The sequence below is a fragment of the Streptomyces sp. Y20 genome (assembly GCF_043195475.1).
Taxonomy (GTDB): domain Bacteria; phylum Actinomycetota; class Actinomycetes; order Streptomycetales; family Streptomycetaceae; genus Streptomyces.
The window spans coordinates 309157-325161 of record NZ_JBIDDP010000007.1 but is presented as its reverse complement, the minus strand read 5'-3'; the positions used below and the strand labels follow the sequence as shown (position 1 = coordinate 325161).

The 16005-nt window shown below is 73.0% G+C and carries 12 protein-coding genes; 8 read left to right on the top strand and 4 right to left on the bottom strand.

Going from position 1 to position 16005, the window contains the following annotated elements:
* Positions 1 to 36: 36 nt before the first annotated feature.
* Positions 37 to 2463 carry an endopeptidase La gene (gene lon, locus ACGFT1_RS20330; RefSeq protein WP_373910332.1) on the top strand — a complete coding sequence of 809 codons (2427 nt, stop codon included), beginning with the start codon at positions 37 to 39 and terminating at the stop codon, positions 2461 to 2463.
* 592 nt (positions 2464 to 3055) lie between these two features.
* On the opposite strand, the gene ACGFT1_RS20325 is transcribed toward lon, so the two are convergent.
* Positions 3056 to 5434, bottom strand: a complete 2379-nt coding sequence (locus ACGFT1_RS20325; protein ID WP_373910331.1) for a SpoIIE family protein phosphatase — start codon at positions 5432 to 5434, stop codon at positions 3056 to 3058.
* A 181-nt stretch (positions 5435 to 5615) separates the two neighbouring features.
* Entirely contained in the window at positions 5616 to 6449 is an 834-nt protein-coding gene (locus tag ACGFT1_RS20320; RefSeq protein WP_373910330.1) for a lysozyme, read from the bottom strand.
* Between the two features lie 227 nt (positions 6450 to 6676).
* Between ACGFT1_RS20320 and ACGFT1_RS20315 the strand changes: the two genes are divergently transcribed.
* Positions 6677 to 7168, top strand: coding sequence for a MarR family winged helix-turn-helix transcriptional regulator (locus tag ACGFT1_RS20315; protein WP_373910329.1), 492 nt, complete (start codon positions 6677 to 6679; stop codon positions 7166 to 7168).
* Positions 7169 to 7291: 123 nt separating this feature from the next.
* On the opposite strand, the gene ACGFT1_RS20310 is transcribed toward ACGFT1_RS20315, so the two are convergent.
* Positions 7292 to 8080, bottom strand: coding sequence for a hypothetical protein (locus ACGFT1_RS20310; RefSeq protein ID WP_373910328.1), 789 nt, complete (start codon positions 8078 to 8080; stop codon positions 7292 to 7294).
* A gap of 382 nt (positions 8081 to 8462) precedes the next feature.
* Here ACGFT1_RS20310 and ACGFT1_RS20305 point away from each other — a divergent pair, with 382 nt between their 5' ends.
* The 6 genes from ACGFT1_RS20305 (at position 8463) to ACGFT1_RS20280 (ending at position 14901) form a co-directional block, all read left to right on the top strand.
* Positions 8463 to 11471 carry a nitrate- and nitrite sensing domain-containing protein gene (locus ACGFT1_RS20305; RefSeq protein ID WP_373910327.1) on the top strand — a complete coding sequence of 1003 codons (3009 nt, stop codon included), beginning with the start codon at positions 8463 to 8465 and terminating at the stop codon, positions 11469 to 11471.
* The gene (locus tag ACGFT1_RS20300) at positions 11468 to 11965 is read left to right on the top strand and encodes a roadblock/LC7 domain-containing protein (protein ID WP_373910326.1); all 498 of its coding nucleotides are present in this window, start codon (positions 11468 to 11470) and stop codon (positions 11963 to 11965) included. The genes ACGFT1_RS20305 and ACGFT1_RS20300 overlap by 4 nt, the downstream gene beginning before the upstream one ends.
* Positions 11962 to 12369 carry a DUF742 domain-containing protein gene (locus ACGFT1_RS20295; protein WP_373910325.1) on the top strand — a complete coding sequence of 136 codons (408 nt, stop codon included), beginning with the start codon at positions 11962 to 11964 and terminating at the stop codon, positions 12367 to 12369. Before ACGFT1_RS20300 ends, ACGFT1_RS20295 begins: the two co-directional genes overlap by 4 nt.
* On the top strand, positions 12350 to 13009 hold the full coding sequence (locus ACGFT1_RS20290) for an ATP/GTP-binding protein (protein ID WP_373910324.1): 660 nt from the start codon (positions 12350 to 12352) through the stop codon (positions 13007 to 13009). The genes ACGFT1_RS20295 and ACGFT1_RS20290 overlap by 20 nt, the downstream gene beginning before the upstream one ends.
* 24 nt (positions 13010 to 13033) lie before the next feature.
* Positions 13034 to 14287 (top strand): styrene monooxygenase/indole monooxygenase family protein, encoded by a 1254-nt coding sequence (locus tag ACGFT1_RS20285; RefSeq protein ID WP_373910323.1) that lies wholly within the window; start codon positions 13034 to 13036, stop codon positions 14285 to 14287.
* Positions 14288 to 14388: 101 nt separating this feature from the next.
* Positions 14389 to 14901 carry a hypothetical protein gene (locus ACGFT1_RS20280; RefSeq protein WP_373910322.1) on the top strand — a complete coding sequence of 171 codons (513 nt, stop codon included), beginning with the start codon at positions 14389 to 14391 and terminating at the stop codon, positions 14899 to 14901.
* Here ACGFT1_RS20280 and ACGFT1_RS20275 read toward each other — a convergent pair.
* Positions 14898 to 15938: an NlpC/P60 family protein gene (locus tag ACGFT1_RS20275; RefSeq protein WP_373910321.1), complete on the bottom strand. Its 1041-nt coding sequence runs from the start codon at positions 15936 to 15938 to the stop codon at positions 14898 to 14900. The two genes, ACGFT1_RS20280 and ACGFT1_RS20275, sit on opposite strands and share 4 nt — an antisense overlap.
* Between the last annotated feature and the right edge of the window lie 67 nt (positions 15939 to 16005).

Below are 16005 nucleotides of genomic sequence, written 5' to 3'. Positions count from 1 at the left end.
TCGGCATAGCTCAAGTTGACTGCCGAAGGGGAGATCATGGCTGCTGAGTCACCGGCGTTCACGCTCAACCTGCCGCTGCTGCCGCTCGACGACGAGGTCGTGCTGCCCGGCATGGTCGTCCCGCTGGACCTGAGTGACGCCGAGGTGCGGGCCGCCGTGGAGGCCGCCCAGGCCGCCGCGCCGGAGCCTGCCAAGCCCACCGTGCTGCTGGTCCCGCGCATCGACGGCACGTACGCCGGCACCGGCGTCCTCGGCACGGTCGAGCAGGTCGGCCGGCTGGCCGACGGTGACCCCGGGGCCCTGATCCGCGGCCGGAGCCGGGTGCGCATCGGCGCCGGCACCACCGGCCCGGGCGCGGCCCTGTGGGTCGAGGGCGCCCGGATCGAGGAGAGTGTGCCCGAGCCGCTGCCGGGCCACGTCACCGAACTGATCAAGGAGTACAAGGCGCTCGCCACCACGTGGCTGAAGAAGCGCGGCGCCTGGCAGGTCGTGGACCGCGTCCAGGCCATCGACGACGTGTCCGCGCTGGCCGACAACTCCGGCTACTCACCCTTCCTGACGACCGACCAGAAGGTCGCCCTGCTGGAGACCGCCGACCCGGTGGCCCGGCTCCGGCTCGCCACGCAGCAGCTCCGCGACCACCTCGCCGAGCAGGACGTGGCCGAGACCATCGCCAAGGACGTCCAGGAGGGCGTCGACAAGCAGCAGCGCGAGTTCCTGCTGCGCCGCCAGCTGGAGGCCGTCCGCAAGGAGCTGCGCGAGCTGAACGGCGGGAACGGCAAGGACGCTGCCGAGGAGTCCGACGACTACCGTGCCCGGGTGGAGGCCGCCGACCTGCCGGAGAAGGTCCGCGAGGCCGCCCTGAAGGAGGTCGACAAGCTGGAGCGCGCCTCCGACCAGTCGCCCGAGGGCTCCTGGATCCGCACCTGGCTGGACACCGTCCTGGAGATGCCCTGGAACGAGCGGACCGAGGACGCCTACGACATCCGGGGCGCCAAGGCCGTGCTCGACGCCGAGCACGCCGGCCTGGAGGACGTGAAGGAGCGCATCACCGAGTACCTGGCCGTGCGCAAGCGGCGCGGTGACCGGGGACTCGGCGTGATCGGCGGGCGGCGCGGCGGTGCCGTGCTCGCGCTCGTCGGGCCGCCCGGGGTCGGCAAGACCTCCCTCGGCCAGTCGGTCGCCCACGCCATGGGACGCACCTTCGTCCGCGTCGCCCTCGGCGGCGTCCGCGACGAGGCCGAGATCCGCGGCCACCGCCGTACGTACGTCGGCGCGCTGCCCGGCCGCATCGTGCGGGCCGTCAAGGAGGCCGGGTCGATGAACCCGGTCGTCCTGCTCGACGAGATCGACAAGGTGGGCTCGGACTTCCGCGGCGACCCGGCGGCGGCCCTGCTGGAGGTGCTGGACCCGGCGCAGAACCACACCTTCCGGGACCACTACCTGGAGGTCGAGCTGGACCTGTCCGACGTGGTCTTCCTCGCCACCGCCAACGTCCTGGAGGCCATCCCGGAGGCACTCGCCGACCGTATGGAGATCGTCCGGCTGGACGGCTACACCGAGGACGAGAAGGTCGTCATCGCACGCGACCACCTGCTCCCGCGCCAGCTGGAGAGGGCCGGCCTGCACGGGGACGAGGTCACGCTCGACGAGAGCGCGCTGCGCAGGCTCGCCGGCGAGTACACCCGGGAGGCGGGCGTGCGGACCCTGGAGCGGTCCATCGCCCGGCTGCTGCGCAAGATCGCCGCACAGCACGAGCTGGGCGAGCGGGAACTGCCGTTCACCGTGACGGACGGCGACCTGCGCGGCCTGATCGGCCGCCCCCACCACGTGCCCGAGTCCGCCCAGGACCCGGCCGAGCGCCGCACGGCCGTGCCCGGCGTGGCGACCGGCCTCGCGGTCACCGGCGCCGGCGGCGACGTGCTCTTCGTGGAGGCGTCCCTCGCCGACCCGGAGACCGGCGGCGCGGGCCTGACCCTCACCGGTCAGCTCGGTGACGTGATGAAGGAGTCCGCGCAGATCGCGCTGAGCTTCCTGCGCAGCCACGGAGCCGAACTGGAGCTGCCGGTGGCCGACCTCAAGGACCGGGGCGTGCACATCCACTTCCCGGCGGGCGCGGTCCCGAAGGACGGCCCGAGCGCGGGCGTCACGATGACCACGGCACTCGCCTCGCTGCTCTCCGGCCGTCTGGTCCGCACCGACGTCGCCATGACCGGCGAGGTCTCGCTGACCGGCCGGGTGCTGCCCATCGGCGGGGTGAAGCAGAAGCTCCTCGCCGCCCACCGCGCCGGGGTGACCACCGTGATCATCCCCAAGCGCAACGAACCCGACCTGGACGACGTCCCGGCCGAGGTCCTGGACAAGCTGGACGTCCACGCCGTGACCGACGTCCGCCAGGTCCTGGAACTGGCGCTCGCGCCCGCCGTGGACGGGGCGGCGCCTCAGGTGCCCGTGGCGGCGTGACGGACGCCGCGGCCTGGGGCCCGGACCCTCCCTGAGGGGTGTCCGGGCCCGCTCCGTGCCCGCTCTCAGCCCGGCCGCACACCGGGAGCACTCGGTAGGATGCAGACAGGAGCCAGCCCCCCCTGCAGCGGACCAGGGTGAGGGTGGTGGCTCGGTGAACACGGCGCCCGGACAGGCCGGTTGGCCGCCCAGAACCCCCTGCGGCCTGATCGGGGCCGAGATCGCGAGCTGGTGCAAGAAGCACTCACGGCTTCTCCTGGCACGGCGGCGGGCACGAGGGTGGCTCCGGCCATAGTTCCGGTTCCGAATCCGGCCACGGCGGTGGCGGTCACGCCTCCACCACCACCGTGCAGAACAACACCGACGTGACCGTTCAGCAGAATCAGTCCACGGGCAACGGCAAGCAGTCGGACGACGATAGGACCGCCCAGTCCAACAAGGGCGGCGGCGACCAGTCCAACAGCACGACACCAAGCAGACGAGCGACAAGTCCGGAGAGGATGGCGGCAAGCCTGACCGCCGCGACAGCGGCAAGACTCCGCCCCGCCGCTCCCCGCGGCGGGGCGGACCCGTGTCAGGGGGGCCGGCGGCGTCAGAGTGACTGTTCCGCCCAGACCGTCTTGCCGACCCGGTCGTGCCGGGTGCCCCAGCGTTCGGCGAGCTGGGCGACCAGCAGCAGACCCCGGCCGCCCTCGTCGAAGATCCGGGCACGCCGCATGTGCGGGGTGGTCCCGCTGGAGTCGTACACCTCGCAGATCAGCTTGCTGTCCTGGTGGATCAGCCGGAGCTGGATGGGTGGGCGGCCGTAGCGGATCGCGTTGGTGACCAGCTCGCTGACCATCAGCTCCGTGGGGAACGCGGCCTCGTCCAGGCCCCAGGTGGTCAGCTGCTCGGTGGCGTACCGGCGGGCCAGGGAGACGACGGTGGGCTCGTTGTCGAGTTCCCAGGAGGCGACCCGGTCCGCGTGCAGCGCCCGGGTGCGGGCCACCAGCAGGGCGATGTCGTCGTCGGGGCGGTGGCTGAGCAGCTCGGTGAGGACCCGGTCGCACACCGACTCCAGTGACTTCGCGGGGCGGCCGAGCGCGTGGAACATCTTGTCCAGCGCCTCGTCGATGTCGTGGTCGCGGGCCTCCAGCAGCCCGTCGGTGTAGAGGGCGAGCATGCTGCCCTCGGGCAGTTCGGTCTCCACCGCCTCGAAGGGCAGCCCACCGAGCCCCAGTGGCGGCCCCGCGGGCACGTCGAGGAAGCGGACGGTGCCGTCCGGAGTCACCACGGCGGGCGGCGGATGGCCCGCCCGGGCGATGGTGCACCGGCGCGAGACCGGGTCGTAGACGGCGTACAGACAGGTGGTGCCGATGCCGCCGGCGGTGTCGGCGGCCGGATCCGCGCTGCCCTCGTCGGCGGCCAGTCTGAGCACCAGGTCGTCGAGGTGGGTGAGCAGTTCGTCGGCCGGCAGGTCGACGTCGGCCAGGGTGCGTACGGCCGTGCGCAGCCGGCCCATGGTGGCGGACGCGCGCATGCCGTGTCCCACCACGTCACCCACGACCAGCGCCACGCGCGCCCCGGACAGCGGAATCACGTCGAACCAGTCCCCGCCCACGCCGGCCCGGGTGGCGGCCGGCAGATAGCGGGTGGCGATCTCCAGTGCCGCCTGGTCGGGCAGCGTGTGCGGGAGCAGGCTGAGCTGGAGGGCCATCGTGGTCGTCCGGGACTTGGAGTAGGTGCGGGCCTGCTGGATGCCGGCGGCGGCCTTGGCGGTGAACTCCTCCGCGAGCCGCAGGTCCTCGGGCCCGAACGCCCCGCGCCGGGGGCGGCGGGCGAACAGGGCGACGCCGAGTGTGCTGCCCTGGGCGAGGAGCGGCACCGCCAGCAGGGCGCGCGCCCCGGACGTGTGCAGCCAGGCGGCGCCCGGGTCCAGCGCGGCCCACCCGGCGACGGCCGGGTCGGCGGTGTCGTACAGCAGCGGGCGGCCCGCAGCCAGGCACTGTGCGGGCGGCGAGTCCGCCGGGCACACGACGGCCTCACCGATACCGATACCGGTGCCGATGCCCGTGTCGGTGTCGGCCCCATGGGCGGGGCCGCCGCCGTTCGGCAGCGCGCGCAGGGCGACCCGGCGCAGCACGACCGGATCGGCGGGCCCGCCGGCCTCCTCGCCGGTGCGCGGGGAGTCCAGCAGGTCGACCGCCATGACGTCGGCGAGCCGGGGGACCGTGACCTCACCGAGTTCCTGTGCGGCGCGGGCCTGGTCGGCCACCGTGCCGGCAAGCGGTCCGGAGTCCGCCGAGGCGCGCTGCCCAGTGGCGGGGTCCTGGCCGGGCCGCTGCCCGGACAGGCACACGGCCCGTACCCGGCCGCCCGCGTCCTTCAGCGGGGTCAGGACGGTGGTCCGGCCGAGGTCCGGGGCGAGAGAGCCGCGCGCCTCCTGCGGCCGGCCGGACTCCAGCGCCAGCCGCATCGAGCGGTCGGCCTCCTCTCCCGTGGTGTCGGGCACGATGTGGCTCAGACGCAGCCCGCGCATCGCCGCCTCGGGCAGGGCGAGGGCGTGCTCCATCCGGCGGTTGGCACGTACCAGGCGCAGGTCGGTGTCGAAGACCGCCAGCGGAAAGGGGGACTGGAGGAACGTCCACTCCTCCAGTGGCTCGCCGCGCGGCGGCTGGGTCCGGGGTGTCACGGCGCTCACCGCGAGCCAGTCGGTGACGCCCTTGTCGGAGGTACGGCGATGGGCGAGAACCCCCAGTTCCAGGAGCCGGCCGTCCTGGTGACGCAGCGGGACGGTGCCGTTCCAGCGGGTCCGGCCGGCCAGAGCCCGCCGCACGGCCGTGCCGTCGGTGGCCAGCAGCGCGGTGGCGGGGCGGCCGACGACCGCGGGGGAGTCGTAGCCGAGCAGCCGCCGCGCGCCCTCGCTCCAGCCGGTCAGGATGCCCCGCTCATCGATGGTGGCCGTGGCCGTGTACGTCGACTGTCGCTCCATCGCCGCTCATCTCGCCCTTGCTCGGCAGGCTCTCCTGACCAGCATGATCCCGGGCGGCGCGGAGCACCAACGCAGCGGAGCACCGACGCGGGGGAGGGCCGCGGAACGGGGCGGGGGAGAACCCGGACCCCGGCCCGACCGAGGCCGCCGTCCCGCCGTCCCGCGGCCGGTGGGGCGACCGTTACCCGTTGGCCAGGGCCTGGACCCGGTCCAGCGCCCCGTTGAACTTGTCGTGGTCGCCGACGGTCGGCCCGGAGGAGGTGTACTGCCACATCGTGTAGTACGGCCATCCGGCCGGCAGCGTCCCCGGGTCCGCGGCGTAGCGGGCGATCCACAGCGGGCTGTTCGCGGCGAAGCCGCTGTAGTCGCCGGTGCACTGCGTCCACCAGCTGGCGGCCGTGTAGATGACGGGGTACCGGCTGGTGCGCGCCTTGTAGGTGTTGACGAAGTCGGCGATCCAGCCGACCATCTGGCTCGCGGTCCTGCCGTAGCAGGCGGCGCCGTAGGGATTCCACTCGATGTCGAGCGCGCCGGGCAGGGTCCGGCCGTCCCGGGACCAGCCGCCGCCGTGGTCGACGAAGTAGTTGGCCTGGGTGGCGCCGCTGGTGGTGTCCGGGGTGGCGAAGTGGTAGGCGCCGCGGATCATGCCCACGTTGTACGCGCCGTTGTACTGCTGCGCGAAGTACGGGTTCGTGTAGTACGTGCCCTCCGTGCCCTTCGTGTACGCCCAGCGCACCCCGCTGTTCCACAGGGTCGACCAGGCCGCGTTGCCCTGGTACGCGGAGACGTCCACCCCCTCCGTCTGGGTGGCGTCAGCGGTGGTGGGGGCGCTCTTCCGGCCGTCGTGGGCGAGGACGCCGATGCCGAGGTAGGCGGAGCCGCGGCTGGGCGTGGTCGCGGCGTGTGCGGTGGTGAGCGGAAGCGTGAGGGAGAGCGCCACGAGCAGGGTGGTGAGGAGGCCGGCGAGGGGGCGCGGGCGGGGGGAGCGGATGGAACCGGGTCTGAGCACGGCCATGACGTGCCTCCGGGGGAGTGAAGTGGGGGACGAGGCGCGGACCGCTGGTCCTATGGCGTGGGCATGCCATTGAATGCCTCGTAAAGAAGCTACGCACGTAGATAAGGGGTGGGAAGGGGGTCCGGAGGACGCCGTTGGTCTACTCCTGCGAAATACTGGCGGAGCTGCGGTGATGACGACATACGGCAGAAACTTTCAGGACAGCGAAACCGATCAGGGGTGCTGACGTGCACGACGACGGAAACGGGGGCGCGCCCCGCGCCGCCGGCCAGACGACGCCCAGTGGCCCGGACCAGGAATTCCTGGCCCTGGAACGTGAGTTGACCGTGCTGCTCCGGCGCGCCCGGGCCAGCCAGGGGGAGATGGCCCGCGCGGTCCACCCCGATCTGGAGTCCTCCGCCTACGGCCTGCTCATCCGGCTGGACGAGCTCGGCGGTCAGCGGGCCACGGCACTCGCCGCCTACATCGGCGTCGGCAAGGCCACCATGTCCCGCCAGCTGCGTGCCCTGGAGGAACTCGGCCTGATCGCCCGCGAGCCGGACCCGGCCGACGGCCGCGCCTGGCTCGTCACCCTCACCGAAGAGGGCCGCCGCCGCGTCGGCACGGTCCGCGAGGCCCGCCGCGCCCGCTACGTCCGCCAGCTCGCCCACTGGGACCGCCGCGAGGTCGCCGAACTGGCCCGACTGCTCCACGAGCTGAACGGCGGCATGGAGAAGTAACCCCGGAGCGCACAGGTCCCGGCCCAGCCCCCCACGCCACCGCCGCGGCGTCCCGGCCCGGCTTCCCCACACCACCGCCGTGGCTTCCCGGCAGCACCCCCACGCCACCGCCGCGGCGTCCCCTCACAGCTCCGCGTACACCACCGTCGCGTCGTCGTGCGTCTTGCCGCGCCCCAGGAACGCCCGTTCCACCCGGTCCGCGTCCTCCAGTGCCCGCACCCGGTCGACCAGTGACCGCGCGCCCTCCTTCGCGACCACGTCGAACAGGGCCGCCCAGTCGCCCTCGCGGAACGTCTCCGTCCAGCGGGTCGCGCCGTCCGTCAGCGCGGCCAGCGCCCGGACCTCGCGCCGGGGCAGGGTGCCGGCGACCGCGCGGGTGGCCACGGCCGGGTCGGCGGCGGCCGTGAAGAAGCCGCCCTCCCGGTTGCGCAGACGCGCGTCGACCAGGGCCTCCGTGGCGAGCGCGGCACGCGGCAGCCGGGCGAGCCGGTCGTCCAGGACCGGCGTGACCGTGCCGTCGGGACCCCGCAGGAGCAGCGCGGAGTCGGACAGCACCAGGTACTCCACCGTGGCGGCGGACCAGCGGGCCAGGGCGACGGTTGCCTGAGGCGTCCGCGGGTGAGAAAGGTCACAGGTACCCGCGTGGACGCCGGCGGTGCGCCGGATCGCCTCCGCGAGAATCTCCGACAGCGTCAGATCTCGACCCGAAACGGTCAGTTCGGTCAACGCGCCGCCCAGCCGCGCGGTGAACCAGGGGACGGAATGCAGACAGCCCGCGCCGCCACCGGGCGGCGTCACGCCGTCCAGGACGATGACGCAACCTCCCTGTCCGCAGGCGGGTAGCGCGACACCGGCGAAGTCCTCGTTGGGGCGGGTCGCGTCGCCGGGTTCGGAAACGAGATCAGTGCGCATCCAGCCAGTCTGCACGAGCCCTTCACACGCTCGCCAAAGGCTGGCAAGCGGCGGTGTTTTCCCGTGACCCCGCAGGTCAGACGCCTGATTTGGGGGGTAATGATCCACTCCGGGAAGGCGTGGTGGCGAATAGTGCCAAAGCCTGCCGCGCGCGTCCAACCGGCCCACCGCGCAGGCCCCCGGCACCGGCCGGAGGAACTTGCCCGCCAACTCCCCTCCGATGTTCACTCCTTCGGGTGGCGGGTCAGGTGATGCGCGACCACTGCCCACCGGCGCTGGGAGGGTCGGGAACCGTACGAACCGGGTGTACGCACCACTTGGCACCGATATGACGGGGTGCCACCCGGGCCCTGGGTAGACGAGTTCAGGAATGCGAGCACCGGTGCAGAAGAAGCGGCCTCGGCGCACAGGCAGTCAGACGGCCCCCGCGGGGACCGCCCCGCAGACACCCGTGGGCACCGGCCGCCCCACCCACGTGCGCAACCGGCTGATCGTCGCCCTCGCGGTGGTGGCCGCCGCCGTGGCCGGCGCGGGCGCGCCCGCCGTGCTCACCGCCTCCCAGGACGTCAGCGACTCCCAGGATCTGGTGACCCTCGCCGCCCGCACGCAGGACGCGCTCACCCTCGCCCACTCCCTCGCCGACGAACGTGACGAGGTCACCTCCTACATCGCGGCCGGCCGCCCCCGCTCCAAGGCGCCCGCCGAGGACCGCAGCGCCCGCGTGGACCGGCAGGTCGAGGAGCTGCGCGCCGACACCGGCACCCCGGCGGACCTGCGCACCGACCTCGGCGGCATCGACGCCGTCCGGCGCGCGGCCCTCACCGGCAAGACCAGCGCACTCCAGGCGCACCAGGCGTACTCGGAGACGATCAGCGCGCTGCACCGGCTCGCCGAACAGCTGGCCGAGCGGACGCCCCCGCGGGCTGGTTCCGGGGCCCACGCCCTCGCCGAGCTGGACTCGGCCGTCCAGCAGTCCGCCGCCGCCCGCGGCCTGCTGCTGGCCGCGCTGAACGTCCCGTCCCACTCCCGCACGGTGATCGACCCCGCCACCGGCCTGCCGGCCACGGCCGCCACCACCACAGACGCGGAGGGCAGGCAGCGCGACGCGCTCTCCGTCGCCGCCCAGCAGGCCCGGCTGCGCGCCGACGCCGCCCTCGCCGGTTTCCGCGACACGGCGCCCAAGGCGGCCGTGGACTCCTACGACTCCACGGTCACCGGCCCGGAGGTCAACTCGGCCGAGAAGTACCTGGCCACGCTGACCGACCAGCCCACCCTGGCCGACAGCGAGGTGACCACCAGCACCAAGAAGCTGGACGCCGCCCTGTCCGCCCGGGTCGACCTGATGCGCGGCGCCGAGTCCGCGCTCTACGACCACCGCACCAAGGACCTCGCCAGGCTCCGGGACGACGACGTCACCGCCCTGGAGATCCGCGTCGCGGTCCTCGGCGCCCTGATGCTGGTCGCGATCGGCGTCGCCGCGGCCATGGCCCGCACCCTCACCCGCCCGCTCTCGGTCCTGCGCCGCGGCTCCGCCCGCCTCGCCGGGGCCGAGGACCCCGCGGCCCAGGAGCCGATCACCTTCACCGGCCGCAACGACGAGTTCGCCCAGGTGGTCCGCTCGGTCAACGCACTGCACGCGCACGCCGTGACGCTGCACGAGCGGGTGGGAACCCTGGAGACGGACCGCAAGCACCTGGTGGGCCAGCGGCAGAAGATGGCCGACGCCCGCGAGGAACTGCGCGCCGAACTCGCCGGGTCCAGCGCCCAGCTGGAGCGGCTGCGCACCAGCATCGGCTCCACCTTCGTCAACCTGGCCCTGCGCACACTGGGCCTGGTCGAGCGGCAGCTCGCGGTCATCGAGGGCCTGGAGGACCGCGAACAGGATCCCGACCGCCTCGCCACGCTCTTCAAACTCGACCACTTCGCCACGGTCATGCGCCGGCACAGCGAGAACCTCCTGGTCCTCGCCGGCACCGAGCACGTCCAGCAGCACCCCGGCCCGGTACCGCTGGTCGACGTGGTCCGGGCGGCGGTCAGCGAGATCGAGCGCTACGAACGCGTGCGCATCGCGGCGCTGCCCCCGCACACGCACCTCGTGGGCTTCGCCGCGGACGACCTCTCCCACCTGCTGGCCGAGCTGATGGAGAACGCCACGTCGTTCTCGCCGCCGGATCTGCCCGTGGAGGTCTCCGGCTGGCTCCTGGAATCCGGCGAGGTCATGCTGTCAGTCCAGGACGAGGGCATCGGCATGACCGAGGAGCGCCTCGCCCGTCTCAACGCCCGCCTCACCGACTTCGACCCCGGGTCGCCCTACGACCAGGAGGGCGGCGAGAACCTCGGCCTCGGCCTCTACGTCGTCGCCCGCCTCGCCCAGCGACACGGCGTCCGCGTCCGGCTGCGCGAGCAGAAGCAGGGCGGCGTCGCCGCGGTCGTGGTCCTCCCGGCGTCCCTCCTCACCGAGGCCCCGCCGGCCGCGCTCCCCGCGCAGTCCGCCTCCATGAGCGGCACCGGCACCTACTCCCTGCCGGGCGCCGACGCCGAGGCCAACTCCAACGTCCTGCACGGCCGCGCCGCGGACACCGACCCGCTGGTCGCGCTGGCGGAGAAGGCGGCCCGGGCCTCCGGCGTCACCGCGGAGAAGACCGCGGAGAAGACCGCGGAGAAGATCACGGAGACGCGGGAGATCGGGCCGGAGCCGGAGCCCGAGCCGGAGTCCGAGGACACCGAGACGCACACCCGGGCGGAGACCCCCGGCCGGGGGCGCGCGGAGGATGTGCCGGCGCGGCCGAAGGCACCGCCGGAGACTCCCGCCGAGACCACGATGGAGCTGTTGCTCCCGGACCTGTCCCCGGCCGCCACCGAGCAGGTCACCACCGGACCGGACTCCGCCGGTCAGGCTGCCACTGGGCAGGCTCCCACCGGGCAGGGCGCCGCGGGGGTGAGCTCCGCCGGGCAGGCCCCCGCCGGGCAGGCCCCCGCCGGGCAGGCCCCCGACGGGCAGGGCTCCACCAAGCCGTCCCCCTCCGCCCAGCCCCCCGCCGCCCAGCCCCCCGCCGGGCAGCGCACCGTCCGGCCGGGGTCCGGGCCGGAGGCCGGCCGGGAGCACGGGCCCGCCGATGACTTCCGCACCACCGGTGCGGGCACGAACGACCCCGCCGAGGACGACGCCGAGGTGGTCACCAGCAAGGGCCTGCCCAAGCGCACGCCCAGGATCACCGCACCGGCGGCGCCGCCCCGCCAGCGCACCGAGAGCGTCGACGCCGACGCCCTGCGCCGCAGGCTCGGCGGGTTCCGCCGGGGAGCCGTAGCCGGCTACCGCGACGTGGAGGCGGAGATCGCCGCACACACCACACAAGCCACGGGGGGCACAGCCGAGGAGGCAAGCAGTTGACCGCGCCCACTACCTACGGACTGAGCAGCGAAGCCCGCAACCTGCACTGGCTGCTGACCAACCTGGTCGAGGAAGTACCCGGCATCCAGTCCGTCGCCGTGGTCTCCTCGGACGGCCTGCTGCTGCTCTCGTCCGATCCCGGACACACCGAGCAGTCCCGTCGGACGAGCCCGGCCAAGGGCCCCCGCGGGTCCTCCGCCGACCTCGCCACCATCGTCTCCGGCGTCGGCAGCCTCACCGTCGGGGCCGCCAAGCTGATGGACTTCGGCGGGGTCAGGCACACGATGGTCGCCATGGCGGAGGGCAGCCTGTTCGTGATGTCGATCAGCGACGGCTCGCTGCTCGGCGTGCACGGCTCCGCCGAGTGCGACATGAGCGTGGTGGCCTACCACATGGCGCTGTTCGTCGGCCGAGCCGGCCATGTCCTCACCCCGGAACTCCGCTCGGAGCTGCGGCAGTCACTCGAGTCCCAGTCGACGGGGAGCGCCCGATGAGTGGCACAGCGAAACTTCCCGTCCGCGGCGGCGACCGCAAACCCGCCCGTGTCCGTCCCTACTCGCTCACCGGCGGCCGTACCCGCTTCGGTCACGTCCTCCTGGTGGAGACCTTCGTGGCCGCGCTGGAGGCCCCCGAGGAGCGCAGGGAACTGACGAACGGCTCGCTCGCGACCCGGGTCATGCCGGAGATGCGGGCCATCGTCGAACTGTGCCGCCGCATGCGCACGGTGGCCGAGATCGCCGCGCTGCTGAAGATGCCGCTCGGCGTGGTCCGCGTACTCCTGAGCGATCTCGCGGACCAGGGAAAGATCCGTGTGTACGGCACCGGGACCGGGCACGGCACCGGCCGCCCGGACCGCGCGCTGCTGGAAAGGGTGCTGAGTGGACTCCGCCGTCTCTGACGCCGCCGCCTCCGCCGTCGGAGGCATCCCCCTCGTCGCCGGCTTCACCGAGCCCGACGAGGATCTGAAGTCCTGGCAGACGGACCGCACCCGGGCCCCCATCGCCACGAAGATCGTGGTGGCGGGGGGCTTCGGCGTCGGCAAGACCACCCTGGTCACCTCCGTCTCGGAGATCACGCCCCTGCAGACCGAGGCGCTGATGACCGAGGCCAGTGAGGGCACCGACGACCTGTCGGCCACCCCGGGCAAGCTCACCACCACCGTGGCCATGGACTTCGGCCGCCTCACGCTCGACGACGACCTGGTGCTCTACCTGTTCGGCACGCCGGGCCAGCAGCGGTTCTGGTTCATGTGGGACGACCTGGTGCGCGGCGCGATAGGCGCCGTGGTCCTGGCGGACACCCGCCGCCTGAAGGACTGCTTCCCGGCGCTGGACTACTTCGAGAGCTGCGCGCTGCCGTACGTCGTCGCGGTGAACCACTTCGACGGCAGTGAGCGGTTCGAGCCGGATGACGTGCGGGAGGCGCTGACGATCCCCGCGCACGTCCCTGTCATGATCATGGACGCCCGGCGCCGGATCTCGGTGATCGAGACCCTCCTGGCCCTGGTGGGCCACGCGCTGGCCGAAACACCCGAGTAGTCCCTGTAAGGAGCCACCACCCGCATGCGGAAGATACTCGTCGTCGGAGCCGGCCAGTCCGGCCTCCAGCTCGCCCTCGGCCTCCAGTCGCACGGCTACGAGGTCACCCTGATGTCGAACCGGACCGCGGACGAGATCCGCTCCGGCCGTGTCATGTCGACGCAGTGCATGTTCGACACGGCGCTGGGGCACGAGCGCGATCTCCAGGTGAACTTCTGGGAGTCCCAGGCACCGAGGATCGAGGGCCTGGGCGTCTCGGTCGCGGCCCCCGGCTCGCACGACCCCGGCCCCACCCAGCGGGCGATCGACTGGGTGGGCCGGCTCGACGGGTACGCGCAGTCGGTGGACCAGCGGGTGAAGATGGCCGGCTGGATGGAGACCTTCGCCCAGCGCGGGGGCCAGCTCGTCATCCACGGCGCGGCGGTCGGCGATCTCGACTACTTCTCCCGCGCCTACGACCTCGTCCTCGTCGCGGCCGGCAAGGGCGAACTGGTGTCGATGTTCGCCCGCGACCCCGAGCGCTCCCCCTACAGCGAGCCGCAGCGCGCGCTGGCGGTGGCGTACGTCCACGGGCTCGGCCCGCGTCCCGAGCACCCGGACTTCGACGCGGTCCGCTGCAACCTGGTCCCCGGGGTCGGCGAGCTGTTCGTCATGCCGACCCTGACCACCTCGGGCCGCGCCGACATCCTGTTCTGGGAAGGCATACCCGGCGGCCCGCTCGACGTCTTCAAGGGCGTCAAGGACCCGGCGGAGCACCTGTCCCTGACCCTGAAGCTCATGGAGAAGTTCACTCCGTGGGAGCACGCGCGGGCCACGAAGGCCGAACTGACCGACGCCGGCGGCACGCTGGCCGGCCGGTACGCCCCGACCGTCCGCAACCCCGTCGGCCGGCTGCCCTCCGGCGGCCTGGTCCTCGGCGTGGCCGACGTGGTCGTCGCGAACGACCCGATCACCGGCCAGGGCTCCAACTCGGCGTCCAAGTGCGCCGCCGCGTACCTCGCCTCGATCCTGGAGCGCGGTGACGCACCGTTCGACGAGGAGTGGATGCGGGCCACCTTCGACCGGTACTGGGCCACCGCCCGGCACGTCACCAAGTGGACGAACGCCATGCTGGCGCCGCCGCCGGAGCACGTGCTCAACCTCATCGGCGCCGCCGGTCAGCTCCAGCCGGTGGCCGACAGGTTCGCCAACGCGTTCAACGACCCCGCCGACTTCGAGAACTTCTTCTACGAGCCGGACAGGACGGCCGCCTATCTGGCGTCTGTCGCGGGAGCCTGACCGCGTTCCGACGGGTCCGTCCCCCTTTTGACACCCCGCACCGGCGGAGAGACGCTGGTAGGCAGGGGTCGGAGGGGGGACAACCACGTAGGAGTGTTCCCATGAACGGTCGACGCGTGCGTCTGGCTGTGCTGGCACCACTGGCGGTGTCGTCACTGGCGCTGGGGTCCCTTTCGTTCTCCGCCACGACAGCGGCGGCGGCGTCCCCCAGCTGCTCGGTGGGGACGGGCAGCGGGCAGAACACCGTGCAGGTCAGAGGCAGTGGCTTCAAGCCGAACAAGACCGTTGTCGTCGATTCCTCCCGGGGAGCGGACGGCAGCGTGAGGGCGAACGCCAACGGGCGTTTCTCCACAACGATCATGGGCGCCCGCGGCTTCGTGACCGCCCATCAGGTCGGCACCTCCGGGGCCAGGTGCGGGATGGCGAAGCCGGGGCAGCAGAACAACGCCATGATGCAGTACAGGCAGGGTTTCAAAGACGGCTTCGCGGACCTGAAGAAGGACTGCAAGAAGAACCAGCAGCAGTTCGCCGTACCCCAGAAGGTGGACCCGAACTGGCAGAGGGGTTACAACGACGGCGCGGCCCTGGCGTCCAAGCGGTTCTGCAAGAGCTAGACCCGCCCGTCCGGATCGGGTCGTACCGCGCCCAGGATCGGGTAGCCGGCGATCGCGGAGATCTCCACCTTCTCGCCCGGTCTGGGTGCCTGGACGACCTTGCCGTCGCCCACGTACAGCGCCACGTGCGTCGCCTCGGGGAAGTACACCACCAGGTCTCCCGGGCGCAGTTGACTCAGTGGGACCTTGGGCAGCCGGTCCCACTGTTCCCGGCTGGTGCGCGGGAGCGGTGTTCCCGCGTGGGACCAGGCCCGGGACGTAAGCCCCGAGCAGTCGAACGCGTCCGGGCCCTGCGCGCCCGACCGGTACGGCTTGCCGACCTGGTCCAGGGCGTAGTCGACGGCGCGGTCGCCCGCCGGTGAGGCGGGGCGGTCGGCGGGCAGGGCGCCCGCCGTGGTGAGCTTGCGCTGCGCCTCGCTTACCCCCTGCTCCTCCAGCCGGGCCACGGCCGCGAGTTGCTCCGGGGTGAGACCGGCCAGCATGCGCTCCACGTCGGCCAGTCGCGCCCGGACGTCGTCGCGCTGGCTCCGCTGCCGGCCGGCGAGCGTCTGCTGGGTGTCGAGGGCCTTGCGGGCCGCACGGGCCAGCGCGTCCTTCCGTCTCTCCGCGGCGGCCAGCCGGGCCACCGTCCGGGCGTGTTCGCGGGCGAGTTCGCCGATGACGTGGCCCTCGTCCAGGGCGTGCTGCGGGTCGGGGGCGAGCAGGACACGGATGTAGGGGCCGAGGCCGCCGCTGTTCTGGTACTGCTGCCGGGCCAGGCGCCCGGCGTCGGTCCGGCTGCCCTGCAGGGCGAGCCGGGCGCGGGTCAGTTCGCCGTCGAGGCGGGTGACCTCGGCGCGCTGCCGTTCGAGCTGTTCTGTGGTGGCGTTGTAGGTCTCGGTGGCCTGTTCGGTCTGCCGGTACAGCCGCTGGAGATCGGTCAGCAGACGGGCGACGGACGGCTGGGGAGCCGGCGTGGCGGCGGCGGGCACGGGCACGAGGACGGCCTGGGCCGCCACCGCGGCCGCGCAGGCCAGGCGCGGAAGCATTCCTGACACACCATCACCTCGGGTGCTCAGAGGAAGAAATTACTTCCGCTTATCGCACCGCGAGCACGGCAGGTGT